Source organism: Marmoricola sp. URHB0036 (assembly GCF_000426045.1).
Lineage (GTDB): Bacteria > Actinomycetota > Actinomycetes > Propionibacteriales > Nocardioidaceae > Marmoricola.
This window is the reverse complement of sequence record NZ_AUEP01000004.1, coordinates 260,847-277,820: the sequence shown is the minus strand read 5'-3', so window position 1 is coordinate 277,820 and position 16,974 is coordinate 260,847. Positions and strand designations below refer to the sequence as shown.

Here is a 16,974-nt window from a genome sequence, read left to right as displayed (position 1 = left end):
CGAGAGAAGCAATGCCAACCCCCAAGAAGGGTGCCCGCCTCGGCGGCAGCCCGTCGCACCAGCGCCTGATCGTCTCGAACCTCGCCACGGCGTTGTTCGAGCACGGTCGGATCACCACCACCGAGGCCAAGGCGCGCGTGCTGCGTCCGGTCGCGGAGAAGCTGATCACCAAGGCCAAGCGGGGCGACCTGCACAACCGTCGTGAGGTCCTCAAGACCGTCCGCGACAAGTCGGTCGTGCACACGCTCTTCACCGAGATCGCGCCCACCTTCGCGGAGCGTCCTGGCGGGTACACCCGGATCACCAAGATCGGCCCCCGCAAGGGCGACAACGCCCCGATGGCCGTGATCGAGCTGGTGACCGAGTCCTACACGCCGTCAGCGCCGAAGAAGAAGCCTGCCAAGAAGGCTGCTGCCGCGGAGACGCCGGCACCGGCCGTCGAGGTCGAGGAGCCGACCACCGAGGCCGCTCCGGCCGAGGTCGAGGCCACCGACGAGACCGGCGGCACCCAGGTCGTGGAGACCGAGCCTGCCGAGGTCGAGACCGCCGAGGCGCAGAGCGAGGCCACCGAGGAGACCGAGGAGGCGCCGGTCGAGGCCGAGGCCACCGAGGAGCCTGCCGCGGAGTCCGAGGACGACGCCAAGGCCTGACCCAGGTCAACGCATCGAGGGCCCGTCACCGAACCGGTGACGGGCCCTCGTGCACGTCCGGGGCCTGTGTCAGCGCGTGACGGCCGTGGCGTCGGCGATGTGGGCGTGCACGAGTGGTACGACGCTCGCGCCCTCGCCCGACGCGGCGGCGACGCGCTTCATCGAACCCGACCGGATGTCGCCGGCAGCGAACACACCCGGCACCGGCGTCGCCAGGTTGGCGGGCGGCAGTCCGTCGGCCCAGGAGTGCTTGGGCACGTCGCGACCGGTGAGCACGAAGCCGTGCTCGTCGCGGATCACCTCCGGCGGCAGCCAGTCGCACTGCGGTGCGGCGCCGATGAGCAGGAAGAGGCCGCCCGCTTCGTGGCGGGTCACCTCGCCGGCGTTCAGGTCGCGTACCCCGATCCACTCCAGGCGCCCCTCGCCGCCACCGTCGACCACCTCGGCGCACTCCTGGATGCGGATGCGCGGGAGGTACTTCATCTCGCGGATCAGGTAGTCCGACATGGTGGCCGAGACGTCGGGGCGTCGTACGAGCAGGGTGACGGAGCGGGCGAACCGGGCCAGGTGCAGCGCCGCCTGTCCTGCGGAGTTGCCGCCGCCGACGACGAACACGTCGCGGTCCTCCATCTCCTGCGCCGCGCTCACCGCGGCGCCGTAGTGCACGCCGAGCCCCACCAGGTCCTCGATCGGGTCGACGCCGAGGCGGCGGTAGGCGACTCCGGTCGCGATCACCACGGCCCGGGCGCGTACCTCCCCGCCCTCCGTGACGACCCGGTGCGGGTCGCCGTTGCTGCCGAGCACCAGCGACTCGACCGGCCAGCCGGTGAAGAACTTGGTCCCGAAGCGGATCGCCTGGTTGCGGGCCCGCTGCGCCAGCCGCATGCCGGAGATGCCGCGCGGGAAGCCGAGGTAGTTGCGGATCATCGAGCTGGTGCCGGCCTGACCGCCGATGGCCCCCGACTCGAGGACGACCGTCGTGAGGCCCTCGGAGGAGCCGTACACCGAGGCGGCCAGCCCGGCCGGGCCGGAACCGACCACGACGAGATCCACGATCTTGTCGACGTCGATCTCGTCGGGAGCGCCGTAGAGGGTCGCGGCGAGCTCGCGCACCGAGCGCGGCTGGGTCGTCTTCCCGCCGAGGGCCGAGACCACGGGCAGCTCGCCGTCGCCCCCGTGGCGGGCCAGTACCTCACGTCCCGTGGGCGAGTCGGGCGACACCACTTGGGCCGGCATGCCCATCTGGTAGGCGAAGTCGCGCAGCGCCACGGTCAGGGGGTCGAGTCCGGCCGACACGATGTGCGCCGTCGGTACGACGGGTGCGGTCGACCCCCAGTCGGAGAGCAGCTCGGTGACGGCCGTGTGGAACTCCTCGTCACGCACCCCGCGCGGCATCAGCAGGTAGGCGTCGTACTTGCCGGTGGCCAGGCCGTGCCGCAGCTCCTCCGCGCGCTGGCGGAAGTGGTCGACGTGGGCGGCGATGATCCGGCGGGCGGTCGGCACCCGCTTGCGCCAGCCATGAACGGCCTGCAGGACGTATCCGTCGGGAAGCTCCGTCTCGGACACCAGCAGGGCGACGTGTTCATCGGGGCCGAGTGACGAGAGCAGCTCGTCGGTCTCGGCTGCGCTGTGGGTGGTGCGGAGGTCGTAGTCCGCGGCGTAGCGGGCGAACTGCGACTCCAGCACGTCGGCGTGGTACGGCGCGACCAGCACGATCAGCGGCTTGCGGGGGATGACGGCTTCGGCGGTCATGACTCCATCCTCTGGTGGACGTCAAGGCCCAGCAGCCGGCTGGTCAGGTCGACGGCCGGACCCAGCAGCAGGATCACCGCGACGGTGCCAGGTCCGATGGTGGCGCCGAGCAGCCACCCGAGGGCGGCGCCACCGAACTGCGCCACGCTGTAGCTCCACTTGAAGGGCAGCGGCGGATCCCAGGCGAGGGCCGCTGCCTCGATGGGGCCGGCGCCGAGATGCGCGCCGAGATAGGCGGCAATCCCCAGCGACAGCACCGGGAAGGCTGCCGTCAGGAGCAGCGCCTGCCCGAGGACGCTGTCGGGCTTGTCCAGCACCGGGAGCAACCGGTCGACGACCAGGCCCACCAGCACGATCTGCACCACGGTGCCGACCCCCGGCAGCAACCGGCGAGCCGCCGCCAGGAGCAGGAAGGCGAGGCTGATGCCCAGGTTGGCCACGAAGAACGGCAGCCCGGTCCTGATCGCCGTTCCGTTGACCAGCGTGGAGAAGCCGTCGGAGCCGAGGTCGGCGGTGAGCAGCATGGCGACACCGGTGCCGAGGACGAGACACCCGACGACGAGGAGCACCAGTTGTCGGAGGGGCAGGCGGCGCACGTGGGCAGCATGGCAGAGCGGCCCTGGCGATAGGTTGGCGGCCGTGCGGCTGCGCATCGACCTCGCCTACGACGGATCCGCCTTCCACGGCTGGGCCCGGCAGCACGGCCTGCGCACCGTGCAGGGAGAGCTCGAGCAGGCACTGGACACGGTGCTGCGCACGACGGGCACGTCCGTCACCGTGGCCGGTCGCACCGACACCGGGGTGCACGCGCGCGGCCAGGTGGCCCACGTGGACGTCGACGCCGACGCCGTGGTGGCCGCGGCCGGACGGAGCCCGGAGCCGCCCGAGGACGCGCTGGTACGCCGGCTCAACGGGGTGCTCGACCTGGATGTCCGGGTCCACGCCGTCGCCGAGGCGGCCGACGGCTTCGACGCACGCTTCTCGGCGCTGTGGCGGCGCTACGCCTACCGGGTGGCAGACCGGGCGGCTTCGGTGGATCCGCTGACCCGGGGGCACGTCCTCGCCTGGCCACGGGCCCTCGACGAGGTGGCGATGAACGCCGCCGCGGCCCTCCTGGTCGGGGAGCACGACTTCGCCGCCTTCTGCCGCAAGCGCGAGGGTGCCACCACGACCAGGACGTTGCTCGACCTCGGCTGGAGCCGGGACGGGGGCTTGCTGGTGGCGGCGGTCCGGGCCGACGCCTTCTGCCACAACATGGTGCGGGCACTGGTGGGCTGCCTGCTCTCCGTGGGCGAGGGGAGGCGGGAGCCGGAGTGGGCGCACGCCGTGCTCGCTGCCGGTGTGCGCGACCCGGCGGTGACGGTGGTGCACGCGCACGGGCTCACCCTGGAGGAGGTGCGGTACCCGCCGGACGACGAGCTCGCGGTGCGGGCGCACGCCTCCCGGCGGGTGCGTGGTCCGCTGTAGTGTGCGTTGGCGGCAACCCGTCAGGGCTCGGAGTGGCACGAACCAGGAGAGTCACCATGACCGGAGCAGGTCCCCGGGACCTGACGGCCCTGCATCGCCGGATCCTGGACGCCAAGGGCGGCACCTTCGGTGCCGTGTCGGTGCAGCCCGACGCGTCGTCCGCGGTCGATCGCTCGTTCCGGCGTCGGCGCAGCCGCTCGCGGCTCGGCTCCCTGGTCCAGCGGGCCGCGGCCAGGGCCGGCAGGCTGGGCCGACGGTGACCGAGTCGATGGGCACGGCCGGTCAGCAGTTCGACGAGGTCTACGCCCGCCTGGCGGCGCTGGTCACCGAGCAGGCCACGGCGCGCAAGCTGCGACCGCCGCCGTTGCGCGACCCCTCGGTGGCCCACCTGTCCGTGGTCGACGTCCCCCGCGCCGCGCTGCTCGCCATCGAGGACGACCGGTCCTTCATCGCGAGCTGCTACCTCGTGCTGCTCGACGTCGCACCGAACACCAAGCAGCTCAACCACCGGCTGCGCTGGCTCCGCGAGGGCACCAGGACCCGCGAGGAGCTGCTGGACCAGATCCTCGGCTCGAAGACGTTCGCCAACAGTCGTCGTCGGGTGCACTTCACGTGAGCCGGACGACCGTCTTCGTCGACGTCTCCGACCTGTTGCGTCACGGCGCGCGCACGGGGATCCAGCGCGTGGTCGGGCAGGTGCTGCCCCGGCTCGCCGCAGCGGCCGATGACGAGCTGGAGCTGCTCATGCTCCGGTTCGACCCGATCGAGCACCTCTACCTCGAGCTGGACACGACCTCGATGCTCGCGGTGCTGGCCGGTGCCACCGACGAGCCGGAGGTGGTCGGTCGGCGCGACATCGGCGCGTTCGGTACGACGGACGTGTTCCTCGACCTCGACTCGGCCTGGAACTCGCCGCTGAAGCGGTCCACGCTGTACCCCCGTCTGAAGGACGCGGGCGTGACCATCGTGAGCTACGTCTACGACCTGGTCCCGCTGAAGGTGCCGGAGGTCGTGCACGAGACGACCTCGGCCAACTGGGTGGTGTACCTGTCGGCGGTGCTCACCTGGAGCGACCTGGTGATGTCGGACTCGCGCAGCGCCGAGCGTGACCTGCTCGACCTCAAGGAACAGCTCGACGTCCGACGCCACATCCCGACCCTGGTCACCCGGCTCGGCTGCGACCTGCCGGAGGTCTCCGCGCCCGGCGACGACGAGCTGGCGCTGCTCGAGCCGTTGACCGGCGGGCGGTTCGTGCTGTTCGTGGGCACGATCGAGCCGCGCAAGGAGCACCTCGTCGCACTCCGGGCCTTCGACGAGATCGCCGAGGAGTACCCGGACGTCCACCTGGTCCTGGCCGGTCGCAAGGGCTGGATCCGGGACGACACGGTGGCCACGATCACCGGCCATCCGTCGTACGGCGAACGGGTGCACTGGATCCAGGCACCGAGTGACGCCCTGCTCGCCGAGCTCTACCGCCGGGCGACGGCCTGCCTCTACCTCTCCCGCTACGAGGGCTACGGGCTCCCGATCGCGGAGGCACTGGCGCACGGCCGGGTCACCGTCGCGTCGTACGGCAGCGGCATGCCGGAGGTGGGTGGCGACGCCTGCGACTTCGTCTGGCACAACCTGGTCCCCGAGGTCGCGGAGACGCTGGCGCAGTACCTCGGCGACCCCGACCTGCTCGCTGCCCGTGAACGGCACATCCGGGAGAGCTTCCGTCCGCTGTCGTGGGACACGGTGACGCGGACGATCGAGGCCGCCCTGCGAGGCCTGCCAGCGGACGGGCGACGCCTTGCCGAGGGCCGCCCGGAGCGGCTCCAGCTGGTCGTGCTGGGTGACCACCCGGCCCGGCTCCGGCGCGCTCTCGCTGCCTGGGGCGAGCGCACCGACCTCGCCACCGAGCTCGTCGTGGTGGCTCCGCGGCGAGCGCTCGCGAGGGTGCGGAAGACACCGACGCGGGTCCCGGTCGTCCCGGTCGACCGGAGTCTCCTGCCGGCCGGACGTGGGTGGGACGACCCCACGCTGCCGACCGGGCTGGCCGAGCTGGACGAGGTCGACGACGTGTTCGTGCTGCTCGACGAGACCCACCTCCCGTCTGGCGAGGTCACGCTCGACGCGTTCGTCACGCCGGAGGGGCGGATGACGGCGTACCACCTCGGCGAGCTGACCCGCTGGACCCGCCGTGAGGACGACCTCGACGAACGGCAGCGGGCCACGGCGAGCATCCTCGGACCGCGGGGCCTCGAGCTGCTCGGGTACGCCGGAGACCGGCCGCAGGTCGTCGACAAGCAGCTGCTCCGGGAGGCCGGTGCCTGGGCCGACCGGGAGGCCGGAACGAGCCGGATCGGTGGCTGGTCGGCGTACCTCGACCACGCGGTGACCACCCACCCCTCCCTGTTCGACAAGCGAGCGGTCCGTACGACGGTCGAGCCGGCCTTCGAGCGCAACCCGACCCTCCAGCTCCGCAACGAGCGCCAGCTGAGGGCCAACGACCTCGCCCACGGCGCCATCCGGTTCGCCGGGGACGCCGTGCAGCTGCTGGTCGCCGGACTGCCCCAGCTCATGACGGTGGCCGAGGGCACCCACGTCTCCCTCGACATCGCCTACCAGCTGCTGGCTCGGGGGACGGCCGCGCACGACATCGGCCTCTCCTACCGGGTCGGCGACGGACCCGTGCACGAGACCGGGATCCGGCGACGCAGCGACCGCTGGGACAGCTACGAGTCGGGGTTCGTGTCGCTCGCGGTCGAGGGCACCCGCAGGGGCGTCCACGACGTGGAGTTCTTCCTCCAGCTCGACGGCCGACCGGTGCGGGCAGCCGGCCTGCGCTACCTCGCCACCCTCGTGGTGGTCGGCGCCGACGAGCGACCCGTCAAGTACTACGACCGGCTCGCCCGGTAGCCGGGCGGGCCGGATCCGGCCTCGCCGATACGATGGCCGCTGCCGAGACAGCCGCACGAAAGGAACACCCGTGGCGGACGCCAAGCGAGCCCTCATCACCGGGATCACCGGGCAGGACGGCGGGCACCTCACCGAGCTGCTCCACGAGAAGGGCTACGAGGTCTTCGGCCTGATCCGCGGCCAGCGCAACGCGCGCCGCGAGGCGGTCATCGACGAGTTCCCCTACGTCACCCTGATCGAGGCCGACCTCACCGACCAGACCTCGCTGATCCAGGCCGTCGAGGCCTCCCAGCCCGACGAGGTCTACAACCTCGCCGCGGTCAGCCACGTCGGCTTCTCCTTCCGCAACCCGCAGCTCACCGCGGACATCACCGGCAAGGGAGTGCTGAACCTGCTGGAGGCGATCCGGATCGCCGGCTTCAAGGACAGGGCCCGCTTCTACCAGGCCTCCACCTCGGAGATGTTCGGCGGTCTCGACTACAACCGCCCCGGCACCGGCTACAACGAGGACTCGCTGTTCCACCCGCGCAGCCCGTACGGCGTCGCCAAGCTCTACGGGCACTGGATCACCCGCAACTACCGCGAGAGCTACGACATGTTCGCGGCGACCGGGATCCTGTTCAACCACGAAGGGCCACGGCGCGGACTCGAGTTCGTGACCCGCAAGATCACCGATGCCGTCGCGCGCATCGACGCCGGCACCGCCGACCACGTCGTGCTCGGCGACCTGTGGCCCAAGCGGGACTGGGGGTACGCCGGCGACTACGTCCGCGGGATGTGGCAGATGCTCCAGCACGACGAGCCCGACGACTTCGTGCTCGCCTCCGGCGCGACCCACTCGATCGAGGACTTCCTGGCCCTCGCGTTCGCCGAAATCGGCGTCGATGACTGGCGTCCCTACGTCAAGCAGGACCCTGCCTTCATGCGCCCGGCCGAGGTGGACATCCTGCTCGGTGACTCCGCCAAGGCCGAGCGGGTGCTGGGCTGGAAGCGGGACTACGACCTCCCCGGCCTGGTCCGGCTGATGGTCGAGCACGACGTCGCCCTGCAGAAGCGCTGACTCCGACGATGCGTGTCGCTGTCACGGGGGCGACCGGCTTCGTCGGCCCGCACCTCGTTCGTGAGCTGCTGGAGACCGGGCACGACCCCGTCGCCGTGAGCAACCTGGAGACCGCCGACCTCGGCGTGCCGTTCCTCTCCTGCGACCTGACCCAGGAGTGGCCGGCCGCGCTCGAGGACGTCGACGCGGTCGTTCACCTCGCCGGCCTCTCGGCGGTGGGACCATCTTTCTCGGCGCCCCAGCGGTACGTCGAGACCAACAGCGCCATGGTCACCACGATGTGTGAGGCGATGCAGGAGGCCGGCTCCCGAGCCAGGGTGCTCGTGGTCAGCAGCGGCGCGGTGTACGACGCGTTCCAGCCGCAGCCGATCGACGAGTCGGGACGGGTCTCGACCAACTCGCCGTACGTCGTCAGCAAGCTGCTGGTGGAGAACCTGGTCGCCTACTACGCCGGACGCGGCCTCGACCTCGTCGTCGCCCGGCCGTTCAACCACATCGGCCCGGGCCAGGGTGAGGGCTTCGTCCTGCCCGACCTCGTCACCGAGGCCCTCTCGGCCGCCGCCGAGGGTCGGCCGATGCGCACCGGCGACCTCAGCACGGAGCGCGACTACACCGACGTACGCGACGTCGCCCACGCCTACCGCCTCTTGCTCGAGGCCGAGCTCGGGCCGGACTTCGCCGACGACCGCGTGTTCAACGTGTGCAGCGGACGGGCCCGCACGGGCGACGAGCTGTGCGAGCTGGCGCTGGCCGGCCTCGGGCTCCAGGACCTCGAGCGGTCGGTCGACGAGTCGCGGATCCGGCCCAACGACCCGCGGTCGATCACCGGCGACCACGCCCGGCTGAGCCGGGTGACCGGCTGGGAGCCCGCGCACGAGGTCGAGGACACCGTGCGGGACTACGTCGCGGAGCGACTGGCGCACCGCGACTGAGGTCAGTCGACATGGGGGAGGGTCACCCGGGCAAGACGGCCGGCCTCGACCTCGTAGCGGCTCGCCCGCCCGCTGCCGGTGGCGAAGAACCGCCGACGCAGCGACCCCTCCACCCGCACCGCGTCGTCGGGCCCCAGGGAGGTGGCGGTGCGCTGGGTGCGCTTGGACCAGCAGGCCACGTCGATGACGTCGACCGCCCGCTTGGTGCTGCCGCGGACGGGTGGACGGTCGACGACGATGCGCAGGGTGACGAGCCGGTCGCCACTGGGCAGGTCACGGGAATCGGGGACGGCGCTGACCCGTCCCACGAGGGTCACGGCGTTGACGTGGCCGGAGGCGAGGCTGCTGGTGCTGAGCTGTTCGGTCATGGCGGCAGCACAGTCCATCGCCCGGCCCCCGGGCCAGTGCCGTCTCCGGACCTGTGGATAGGTTGGCGGCGGCGCGTGGGTGTGGACGCCGAACGGCACGTAAGGAGGTCTCGTGGACGAGCACTACTTCACCGCGGACCCGACCACTCCCTTCAAGCGGGTGCCGGTCCGCACGAACGTCTGGGGGCACTGGCTGGAGCTGACCTCGGGCTCCGGGGTGTTCGCCCAGGGTCGGCTCGACATCGGCACCGGCGTGCTGCTGCGTGAGGCGGCACCTCCCGAGGACGCACGCGAGGTGCTCGACCTCGGCTGCGGCTACGGCGTGATCGGGCTGGCCATCGCGGTCGCCGTGCCGGAGGCCCGGGTGACGGCGGTCGACGTCAACGAGCGGGCCCTGCTGCTGGCCCGCGAGAACGCCGAGCGCCTCGGGGTGGCCGACCGGTTCACGGCGGTGCTGCCGGACGAGGTCGACCCCGCTGCGTCGTACGACGAGATCTGGTCGAACCCCCCGATCAGGGTCGGCAAGGACGCCCTCCACGAGCTGCTGCTCGCCTGGCTGCCGCGGCTGCGCCCCGAGGGCCGGGCGCTGATGGTGGTCGGCAAGAACCTCGGCTCGGACTCGCTGGCCAGCTGGCTGGGCGAGCAGGGCTACCCGACCGAGAAGCTGTCCAGCGCCAAGGGGTTTCGCGTGCTGGAGTCCCGGCCGGCCTCCTAGTCCACGAGCCTCAGCGCCTGCAACGGGCAGGCCTTCACCGCCCGGCGGGCGTGCCCCGCGAGCGAGACGGTCACCTGCGGGTCCCGCTCGTCCCCGGTGACCAGCGGGAAGCCCCAGTCGTCGGTGGTCAGCAGCTCGGGCAGCAGCTCGGCGCAGGCGCCGTGGCCGTCGCACCGGGTCCAGTCAACGTGGATCCGCATCGCAGGCTCCTTCCAGGTGCTGCTGCACGTGGGCGGCGAAGACCTGCATCGTGCTGGCCACGAACCGCGCCGTCCCGTCCGGGTGGGCGCAGGCGCCGCGTCCGTCGACCAGCCCGCGGAGCCGCTCGACCTCGGTGACGGTCGTCGCCGTCCCCGGCGAGGCGAGCCGGGCCAGGGCGTCGGCCAGCAGCGGCATCCCGTTGACACAGGGACCGCACTGACGGGCACTCTGCCCCGCGAGGTACCGCGCGATGGTCGCCGCGTGCGCCAGCGGACAGGTGTCCCGGTCGAGGACGAGGAGGACGCCCGCGCCCGGCGACGCCCGGAACCTGGCGAGGTCGTCGACGGTGAGCAGCACGTCCGCGTCGGGCGGCACCCAGGCTCCGTGGTAGCCGCCGACCAGGACGCCGGTGACCCGGTCGAGGTCGGCGCCGGCCGTCCGGAGGGCCGAGCGCAACGGCAGGCCGCGTGCGATCTCGAGCACACCGGGGTGCCTCAGGGTCGTGGGGCCGGTGGCGCTGATCGTGGCCAGGAAGGTGCCGGGGTCCGACGGGGTGCCCACAGCCCGGAACCAGGCGGCGCCGTTGCGGGCGATCAGGGCCAGCTGGGCGAGCGTCTCGGCGTTCAGCACCAGGGTCGGTCGCCCGTCGACGCCCCGGTGGAAGACCGGCACCCGCGGGTCGGAGGGCACGCCGGGGCGGCCGTCCAGCAGGTTGACCAGTGCGGACTCCTGCCCGGCCACGAACCCACCGGGCAGCAGCCGCACCTCGACCCGCGTGCCCCGGGCCGCGAGCTGCACCGGCTCGGCGGGGATCCGTGGTCCGAGGGCGAGCACGAGCCGCTTCGCGCCGAGGGCCGCACCGACGAGGGACAGGCCGTCGACGACGAGACCGGGGGATCGGGCGAGCAGGAGTGCGTCCTTGGCGCTGAGCGGCTCGCCCTCCATCGCGTTGCCGACGACGACGGGGAGGTGCCCGGCCACCGACGCCAGCTTGCGGGCGGTGGGGAAGCCGCCTCCACCGCGTCCGGTCAGACCGGCTTCCTCGACCAGTCGGATCAGCTCGGGGGCCTCGAGGTGGGGGAGCGGGTACTCCGGGGCCGGCCCGAGCAGCCGGTCGGTGCTGGTCAGCAGGGTGCTCATCGAGTCACCACCCTCGCGATGCGTGAGCGGCCGCGTTCGGCGTACGACGGGAGCAGGCGCCAGGTCACGGCGGCCGCGACCGCGCCGGTGCAGAGCACGGCGACCGTGTCCATCCAGAGTGACCAGGCGTCGGTGCCGTTGCCGAGCGCGTGCAGCATGGCCACCGGCCAGAGCGCGTAGGTGAGCCAGTGCACGGCCCTGAAGATGCGGGGGCCGACCCAGCGGCGCAGCAGGCTGACGACGGTGACCACGGCGAGCAGGTCGACCGCGAGCGTGCCCAGGCCCTGCCACAGCGGCCGGAAGCTGCCGAGGAACGGCACCACCGCATCGACGAGGTGGAGCTGGGCGTAGGGGTCGAGGAACAGGGATCCGACGTGCACGGCGATCAGGCCGACGCCGGTCAACGCGGCCGTGCGGTGCACCTCGTTGAGGCCGAACCGGCCCAGACCCGCGACCGGGCGTCCCGAACGGCTGAGGATGCCCAGGACGATGCTCAGCGTGAACACGACCAGCGCGACCACCCCTGTCCCGCGCCCGAGGGCCCACAGTGCCTCGTTCATGCCGCCGCCTCCCGAGGCCAGCCACCCAGGGTGACCAGCCCGCCGTGCTGGGGCACCAGTCGGGCCGGCAGCCCGGTGCCGCGCAGCCAGGCCAGGGCGTCGCGGCCCTTCACCATGGCGGCCGTCGTCGCCGTGTTCGCCTTCAGCGCCGTCGGGGCGACCACGGTGATGCTGCGCCAGGGACCGGTGGCCGGCAACCCGGTGCGCGGGTCGACGAGGTGGTGGCGTGGGCGGCCGGCCTGGGTCCAGGTACGCCGGGCGCTGCTCGACGTCGCGACGGCTGCCCCGGCGGCGAGCGTGATCTGCTGGGGTACGTCGCTGGGCAGGTCCTGCACGAGCACCTGCCACCCACCCTCCGGAGCGGGACCGGCCGTGGCGATGTCACCGCCGAGGCTGACCAGGACACCGGTCTCGAGACAGGACGCCACCAGCCGGGCGCACCGGTCAGCGGCACCGGCCTTGGCAGTCGCGCCCAGGTCGAGCTGCAGCCCGGGCGGCAGCTGGAGGTGAGGGCCCTCGAGGGTGAGGGTGCGCCAGCCGGCGGCGCGGCGTACGACCGTGACCCGGGGTCGCTCCTTCGTGGACTCGCGGCGGCGTACCTCCTCGAGGTCGGTGTCGTAGCCCAGTCCGACGAGCACCGAGCCCAGGGTGGGGTCGACGGCGCCGTCGGTCTCGCGGGCTGCCTCGAGCGCATCGGCCATCAGGTCGGCCAGCAGCGGACTCAGCTCGGCGCCACCTTCGTGGTTGCGCGCGAGGGTCATCAGCTCGCTGTCGGGGCGGAACCGGCTGCAGGCCCTCTCGATCTCGGCGAGCAGCCAGTCGACCAGCGCCCGAGCGGAGGGCAGGGCGGCCGGATCGGTCACCACCAGGCGGCACGAGGTGCTCCAGAGCTCCCAGTCGCGGCTGGCCAGGGTCGGCGTACTCATCACGACCCGCTCGTGGTCGCGTGGCTGCTGCCGGAGCTGCCCGAGGTGGCCAGCGCGGAGGAGCTGCTCGAGCTGTCCGTGGAGGTGCTGGTGCCCGACGACGTGCTCGACGAGGTGCCCGTCGAGGTGTCGGTCGTCGTGGCAGGTGTGGCCATGATCGCTCCGGTGGCGGCGAGCGACGTCGCCAGCGCGCCGCCGACGGCCAATGCCCGCATGCGGCCCGTGCGTCGGGTGGCCTGGCTGCGTTGCCGGGCCTGGTTGTCGTGCTCGTCCATGATGGTCCTCTCGTGGTGGTCGTGCGGTCGTGGAGCTGGTCAGGAACCGCTCGAGTGGCCTTGCGCGGGGGTGCTGCCACCCGGGGCGGCGAGCTGGCCACGCTGGGGTACCTGCTGGTTCTGGAGCTGCTGGTCATCGGGAGCCTGGAAGCCACCGTCGTCGTCGTCCTCTTCGGGGGTCGCGAGCTGCGGGCGCGACTGGTCCTCCGTGGTGCCTGTGCTGGGCGTCGTCGAGTTCGTTGAGCCGGCGCCATGGATGGTCGCCCCGATGGCGATCGCGACCCCGAGGGCTCCGGTGGCGCCTGCGGCGACGACGCCGCGGCGTACCGAACGGGTACGCCTCAGCTGCTCCTCGCGCTCGCTGCCCGTCTCTCCAGGAGTGCTCATGGCCCTACGGTGCGACGGAGTCCTGTGCCTCGGCTGTGAGTGCTCTGGTCAGTGCGTGTGGGCCTGATGGACTAGTGCGCTCTGGCGCGGACGCGGCCCGCGGAAGATGCTGGTGGCCTCACCGTGTCCGTCCGCAAGCACTCCGCGAAGGATCACCGATGACCACCACCGTCACACCCCGCGAAGCAGAAGAGGTCGCGACCGCCAACGAGTCCGGGCGTCAGCCCGTCCTGTTCATCCACGGCCTCTGGCTGCTCGCCGGCAGCTGGGAGCCCTGGCGCAGACTGTTCGAGGAGAAGGGGTACGCCACCGTCGCGGTCGACTGGCCCGACGACCCGGCCGACTACGAGGCAGCGCACGCCGACCCGAGCGTCTTCGCCAAGAAGGGGGTCGGCCAGGTCGCCGACCACGTCGCCGAGGTGATCGGCGACCTGCAGCGCAAGCCGATCGTGGTCGGGCACTCCTTCGGCGGACTGCTGGCCCAGATCGTGGCCGGCCGCGGCCTCTCCCTCGCGACCGTCTCCATCGACCCGGCGCCCAGCCGCGGGGTGCTGCCGTTGCCGTTCTCGGCGCTGAAGGCGTCCTTCCCCGTGCTCGGCAACCCGGCCAACCGCAGCAAGGCGGTGACCCTGACCTTCGACCAGTTCCGCTACGGCTTCGCCAACGCCGTCAGCGAGGAGGAGGCGCACCACCTCTACGAGACCTACCACGTGCCGGCGCCGGGGCGGCCGCTCTTCCAGGCCGCGACGGCCAACCTCGACTGGAGGACGGAGGCCAAGGCCGACGCGAGCAACCCCGATCGCGGACCGATGCTGGTGATCTCCGGCGAGAAGGACCACATCGTCCCGTGGGCGCTGGCCAACGCGGCGTACAAGCGGCAGCGGAAGAACGCCAGCTCCACCGAGATCAAGGAGATCCCCGGCGTCGGGCACTCGCTGGTGATCGACAGCCACTGGCGTGAGGTCGCGGACGCTTCGTTGGCGTTCCTCGACAAGCACGGCGCTGCTGCCTGAGCGGCGTCAGGCCCAGCTCGCGATCCACGCCGGCAGCGCCTCGATGAGCCATTGCCGGGTGCCGCGCAGCGCCTCGTGCGGGCGGTGCTCGTCGAGCAGCTCCACGGCCGTCCACAGCTTGAGCAACAGCAACGAGTGGGCGCGCAGCGGCACCTCGAGCGGGGCGCCCAGGCGTTGCCGGGCGGAGGAGTACGCCGCTGCGGCGTCGTCGGCCTCGCGCCGCGTGGGGAGCCCCGGAAGCGTGATCGCGACGTCGACAGCGGGACTCGAGAGACCGGCGCGCTCCCAGTCGAAGAGGGCGACGCTGCCGTCCGCACGGACGCCCCAGTTGCGGGGGTTGGGGTCGCCCGAGACAGGAGTGTCGCCGGAGAGCAGACCGCGGGTGTCGTGGGCGAGCCGCGCGAGGTCGATCCCGAGTGCACGCTGTGCCGTCGTGGTCATCGCGTCGGTCCACTCCGGACGGAACGGGTCGTCCAGTCCGCCGTACACGTCCGCGACGGTGTGCAGGGTGGCGAGGACGTCGTACACCGCCGGGCTGGTCCACAGCTCGCGGGGAAGCGGTCCGGGCAGGTGCTCCAGGACGAGCCACCCTGCCTCGCCGGTCTCGACGTACCCGTGCAGCCTCGGCACCAGGTCCGCGACCCGGGGAGCTGCGTGGACGTAGAAGGCCAGCTCGCGCGGGTGCACGTCACCCTTGACCACGACGCTGGCGCGCTCGCCGTCGACACGGCGTACCGCCCGGCCGCTGAGCCCGGTCAGCGGCTGGCTGTCGCGGACCTCGCCCACGACCGCGATGACGGCGTCGGTGACCTCGACGGGCCAGGTGTCCGGGAGCGCGTGCACCCAGCGATCATGGCCGAAACCCGGATGACAGCGGGGCGGGGTGCCGGGAGGATGACGTTCCATGGGCCATGTGGACGTCGCCGGCGTGCGATTCGAGCTGCCCGACGGCCGGGTGCTCCTCGACGACGTGTCGTTCCGGGTGGGCGAGGGCGCGAAGGTGGCGCTGGTGGGGGCCAACGGCGCCGGCAAGACCACCCTGCTGCGGATCATCACCGGTGAGCTGACTCCCAAGACCGGTGCCGTCACGCGCACTGGCGGTCTCGGCGTGATGCGACAGCTGGTGGCGCGCGGCTCCACCACGGTGGCCGAGATGCTGCTGTCGGTCTCGCCGCCCCGGGTCCGGGCGGCGGCCGCCGAGGTCGATCGACTCGAGCTGAAGCTGATGGACACCGACGACGAGGCGACCCAGATGGCCTACGCCACGGCACTCTCCGAGTTCGCCGATGCCGGCGGCTACGAGATCGAGGTCGTCTGGGACACCTGCTGTACGACGGCCCTCGGGGTGGGCTACGAGAAGGCGAAGTACCGCGACCTCGACACCCTCAGTGGTGGGGAGCAGAAGAGGCTGGTGCTGGAGTACCTGCTCGCCGGTCCCGACCAGGTGCTGCTGCTCGACGAGCCGGACAACTTCCTCGACGTACCCGGGAAGATCTGGCTCGAGGGTCGGATCCAGGAGTCGCCCAAGACGATCCTGTTCATCAGCCACGATCGCGAGCTGTTGAACAACACCGCGACCCGGGTGGTGACCGTCGAGCTCGGGGCTGCCGGCAACTCGGTGTGGACGCATCCGGGTGGTTTCGCGTCGTACCACGAGGCGCGGCGCGACCGGTTCGCCCGCTTCGAGGAGCTGACCCGGCGTTGGGAGGAGGAGCACACCAAGCTCAAGGTGCTGGTGCAGACGCTGAAGCAGAAGGCGACGTACAACGACGGGATGGCCTCGCGCTACCACGCCGCCCAGACGCGGCTGCGCAAGTTCGAGGAGGCCGGTCCGCCGACCGCGCAGCCGCGACAGCAGCAGGTGAGCATGCGGCTCAAGGGTGGTCGCACCGGCAAGCGCGCGGTGGTGTGCGAGGACCTCGAGCTGACCGGGCTGATGAAGCCGTTCGACCTCGAGGTCTGGTATGGCGAGCGGGTCGCCGTACTCGGCTCGAACGGGTCGGGCAAGTCCCACTTCTTGCGACTGCTGGCGGCCGGAGGCAGCGACCCCGACGTGGAGCACCGGCCGGTGAGCGACACCCCGGTGGCGCCGGTGACGCACCAGGGCCGGGCCAAGCTCGGCGCGCGGGTGCGGCCGGGCTGGTTCGTGCAGACGCACGCTCACCCCGAGCTGATGGGCCGCACGCTGCTCGAGATCCTGCACCGCGGTGACGACCATCGTGACGGGATGCCGCGTGAGCCGGCCTCTCGCGCGCTCGACCGCTACGAGCTGGCGCACGCCGCCGACCAGAGGTTCGAGTCCCTGTCCGGCGGTCAGCAGGCGCGCTTCCAGATCCTGCTGCTCGAGCTGTCCGGCGCCACCCTGCTGCTCCTCGACGAGCCGACCGACAACCTCGACGTGGAGTCGGCCGAGGCCCTGGAGGAGGGGCTCGAGCGGTTCGAGGGCACCGTGCTCGCGGTCACCCACGACCGCTGGTTCGCCCGCGACTTCGACCGCTACCTCGTCTACGGCGCCGACGGCTCGGTCTACGAGTCCGACGGCCCGGTCTGGGACGAGGGCCGGGTCCAGCGCACGCGCTAGCTCCCCGACCGGGCACTTCTGGTTGGCGGCAGTGCGCTGACCGGGG

General features: G+C 72.1%; 20 protein-coding genes. 10 read left to right on the top strand and 10 right to left on the bottom strand.

Annotated features, from left to right (window positions below):
* The first annotated feature begins 11 nt into the window (after positions 1 to 11).
* On the top strand, positions 12 to 650 hold the full coding sequence (rplQ, locus tag H976_RS0103965; protein ID WP_027860486.1) for a 50S ribosomal protein L17: 639 nt from the start codon (positions 12 to 14) through the stop codon (positions 648 to 650).
* 69 nt (positions 651 to 719) lie between these two features.
* Here rplQ and H976_RS0103960 read toward each other — a convergent pair whose 3' ends face one another.
* Complete coding sequence (locus H976_RS0103960) at positions 720 to 2,402, bottom strand: FAD-dependent oxidoreductase (RefSeq protein WP_027860485.1); 1,683 nt, start codon at positions 2,400 to 2,402, stop codon at positions 720 to 722.
* On the bottom strand, positions 2,399 to 2,998 hold the full coding sequence (locus H976_RS0103955) for a hypothetical protein (protein WP_196803966.1): 600 nt from the start codon (positions 2,996 to 2,998) through the stop codon (positions 2,399 to 2,401). Before H976_RS0103955 ends, H976_RS0103960 begins: the two co-directional genes overlap by 4 nt.
* A gap of 43 nt (positions 2,999 to 3,041) precedes the next feature.
* Between H976_RS0103955 and truA the strand changes: the two genes are divergently transcribed.
* The 6 genes from truA to H976_RS0103925 all read left to right on the top strand — a co-directional run bounded on the left by truA (position 3,042) and on the right by H976_RS0103925 (position 8,762).
* Entirely contained in the window at positions 3,042 to 3,869 is an 828-nt protein-coding gene (gene truA / locus H976_RS0103950; RefSeq protein WP_027860483.1) for a tRNA pseudouridine(38-40) synthase TruA, read from the top strand.
* Between the two features lie 56 nt (positions 3,870 to 3,925).
* Positions 3,926 to 4,129 (top strand): hypothetical protein, encoded by a 204-nt coding sequence (locus tag H976_RS0103945; protein ID WP_027860482.1) that lies wholly within the window; start codon positions 3,926 to 3,928, stop codon positions 4,127 to 4,129.
* A complete protein-coding gene (locus H976_RS0103940; protein ID WP_027860481.1) occupies positions 4,126 to 4,485 on the top strand; it encodes a hypothetical protein in 360 nt (119 codons plus the stop codon). Before H976_RS0103945 ends, H976_RS0103940 begins: the two co-directional genes overlap by 4 nt.
* A complete protein-coding gene (locus H976_RS0103935) occupies positions 4,482 to 6,770 on the top strand; it encodes a glycosyltransferase family 1 protein (RefSeq protein ID WP_027860480.1) in 2,289 nt (762 codons plus the stop codon). The genes H976_RS0103940 and H976_RS0103935 overlap by 4 nt, the downstream gene beginning before the upstream one ends.
* Before the next feature lie 70 nt (positions 6,771 to 6,840).
* The gene (locus tag H976_RS0103930; RefSeq protein ID WP_027860479.1) at positions 6,841 to 7,830 is read left to right on the top strand and encodes a GDP-mannose 4,6-dehydratase; all 990 of its coding nucleotides are present in this window, start codon (positions 6,841 to 6,843) and stop codon (positions 7,828 to 7,830) included.
* An 8-nt stretch (positions 7,831 to 7,838) separates the two neighbouring features.
* On the top strand, positions 7,839 to 8,762 hold the full coding sequence (locus tag H976_RS0103925; RefSeq protein WP_027860478.1) for an NAD(P)-dependent oxidoreductase: 924 nt from the start codon (positions 7,839 to 7,841) through the stop codon (positions 8,760 to 8,762).
* Between the two features lie 2 nt (positions 8,763 to 8,764).
* On the opposite strand, the gene H976_RS0103920 is transcribed toward H976_RS0103925, so the two are convergent.
* On the bottom strand, positions 8,765 to 9,130 hold the full coding sequence (locus H976_RS0103920; protein ID WP_027860477.1) for a single-stranded DNA-binding protein: 366 nt from the start codon (positions 9,128 to 9,130) through the stop codon (positions 8,765 to 8,767).
* 112 nt (positions 9,131 to 9,242) lie between these two features.
* Between H976_RS0103920 and H976_RS0103915 the strand changes: the two genes are divergently transcribed.
* Complete coding sequence (locus H976_RS0103915; protein WP_027860476.1) at positions 9,243 to 9,845, top strand: class I SAM-dependent methyltransferase; 603 nt, start codon at positions 9,243 to 9,245, stop codon at positions 9,843 to 9,845.
* Here the strand turns inward: H976_RS0103915 and H976_RS0103910 are convergent.
* The 6 genes from H976_RS0103910 to H976_RS0103885 are packed head-to-tail and all read right to left on the bottom strand — an operon-like array spanning position 9,842 to position 13,334.
* On the bottom strand, positions 9,842 to 10,045 hold the full coding sequence (locus H976_RS0103910) for a ferredoxin (protein WP_027860475.1): 204 nt from the start codon (positions 10,043 to 10,045) through the stop codon (positions 9,842 to 9,844). The two genes, H976_RS0103915 and H976_RS0103910, sit on opposite strands and share 4 nt — an antisense overlap.
* On the bottom strand, positions 10,029 to 11,186 hold the full coding sequence (locus H976_RS24415) for an NADH-ubiquinone oxidoreductase-F iron-sulfur binding region domain-containing protein (protein WP_051276151.1): 1,158 nt from the start codon (positions 11,184 to 11,186) through the stop codon (positions 10,029 to 10,031). Before H976_RS24415 ends, H976_RS0103910 begins: the two co-directional genes overlap by 17 nt.
* Positions 11,183 to 11,746 carry a ferric reductase-like transmembrane domain-containing protein gene (locus tag H976_RS0103900; RefSeq protein ID WP_027860474.1) on the bottom strand — a complete coding sequence of 188 codons (564 nt, stop codon included), beginning with the start codon at positions 11,744 to 11,746 and terminating at the stop codon, positions 11,183 to 11,185. Before H976_RS0103900 ends, H976_RS24415 begins: the two co-directional genes overlap by 4 nt.
* Positions 11,743 to 12,672: an FAD:protein FMN transferase gene (locus tag H976_RS0103895; protein WP_027860473.1), complete on the bottom strand. Its 930-nt coding sequence runs from the start codon at positions 12,670 to 12,672 to the stop codon at positions 11,743 to 11,745. Before H976_RS0103895 ends, H976_RS0103900 begins: the two co-directional genes overlap by 4 nt.
* Positions 12,672 to 12,947 (bottom strand): hypothetical protein, encoded by a 276-nt coding sequence (locus H976_RS24410; protein WP_036224502.1) that lies wholly within the window; start codon positions 12,945 to 12,947, stop codon positions 12,672 to 12,674. Before H976_RS24410 ends, H976_RS0103895 begins: the two co-directional genes overlap by 1 nt.
* A gap of 39 nt (positions 12,948 to 12,986) precedes the next feature.
* Positions 12,987 to 13,334, bottom strand: a complete 348-nt coding sequence (locus H976_RS0103885; protein ID WP_027860472.1) for a hypothetical protein — start codon at positions 13,332 to 13,334, stop codon at positions 12,987 to 12,989.
* A 158-nt stretch (positions 13,335 to 13,492) separates the two neighbouring features.
* On the opposite strand from H976_RS0103885, the gene H976_RS0103880 reads away from it, so the two are divergent.
* Positions 13,493 to 14,347 (top strand): alpha/beta hydrolase, encoded by an 855-nt coding sequence (locus H976_RS0103880; protein ID WP_027860471.1) that lies wholly within the window; start codon positions 13,493 to 13,495, stop codon positions 14,345 to 14,347.
* 6 nt (positions 14,348 to 14,353) lie between these two features.
* On the opposite strand, the gene H976_RS0103875 is transcribed toward H976_RS0103880, so the two are convergent.
* Positions 14,354 to 15,190 carry a phosphotransferase gene (locus tag H976_RS0103875; protein ID WP_027860470.1) on the bottom strand — a complete coding sequence of 279 codons (837 nt, stop codon included), beginning with the start codon at positions 15,188 to 15,190 and terminating at the stop codon, positions 14,354 to 14,356.
* Positions 15,191 to 15,251: 61 nt separating this feature from the next.
* Here H976_RS0103875 and H976_RS0103870 point away from each other — a divergent pair, with 61 nt between their 5' ends.
* Entirely contained in the window at positions 15,252 to 16,928 is a 1,677-nt protein-coding gene (locus tag H976_RS0103870; protein WP_027860469.1) for an ABC-F family ATP-binding cassette domain-containing protein, read from the top strand.
* Positions 16,929 to 16,974 lie beyond the last annotated feature (46 nt).

Excerpts from the sequence above, each read along its gene's own strand:
- rplQ (WP_027860486.1), top strand. The coding sequence starts at position 12 with ATGCCAACCCCCAAGAAGGGTGCCCGCCTCGGCGGCAGCCCGTCGCAC.
- H976_RS0103885 (WP_027860472.1), bottom strand. The coding sequence starts at position 13,334 with ATGAGCACTCCTGGAGAGACGGGCAGCGAGCGCGAGGAGCAGCTGAGG.
- H976_RS24415 (WP_051276151.1), bottom strand. The coding sequence starts at position 11,186 with ATGAGCACCCTGCTGACCAGCACCGACCGGCTGCTCGGGCCGGCCCCG.
- H976_RS0103880 (WP_027860471.1), top strand. The coding sequence starts at position 13,493 with ATGACCACCACCGTCACACCCCGCGAAGCAGAAGAGGTCGCGACCGCC.
- H976_RS0103925 (WP_027860478.1), top strand. The coding sequence starts at position 7,839 with ATGCGTGTCGCTGTCACGGGGGCGACCGGCTTCGTCGGCCCGCACCTC.
- H976_RS0103920 (WP_027860477.1), bottom strand. The coding sequence starts at position 9,130 with ATGACCGAACAGCTCAGCACCAGCAGCCTCGCCTCCGGCCACGTCAAC.
- H976_RS0103900 (WP_027860474.1), bottom strand. The coding sequence starts at position 11,746 with ATGAACGAGGCACTGTGGGCCCTCGGGCGCGGGACAGGGGTGGTCGCG.
- H976_RS0103945 (WP_027860482.1), top strand. The coding sequence starts at position 3,926 with ATGACCGGAGCAGGTCCCCGGGACCTGACGGCCCTGCATCGCCGGATC.
- H976_RS0103960 (WP_027860485.1), bottom strand. The coding sequence starts at position 2,402 with ATGACCGCCGAAGCCGTCATCCCCCGCAAGCCGCTGATCGTGCTGGTC.
- H976_RS0103910 (WP_027860475.1), bottom strand. The coding sequence starts at position 10,045 with ATGCGGATCCACGTTGACTGGACCCGGTGCGACGGCCACGGCGCCTGC.
- H976_RS0103870 (WP_027860469.1), top strand. The coding sequence starts at position 15,252 with ATGGGCCATGTGGACGTCGCCGGCGTGCGATTCGAGCTGCCCGACGGC.
- H976_RS24410 (WP_036224502.1), bottom strand. The coding sequence starts at position 12,947 with ATGGACGAGCACGACAACCAGGCCCGGCAACGCAGCCAGGCCACCCGA.
- H976_RS0103895 (WP_027860473.1), bottom strand. The coding sequence starts at position 12,672 with ATGAGTACGCCGACCCTGGCCAGCCGCGACTGGGAGCTCTGGAGCACC.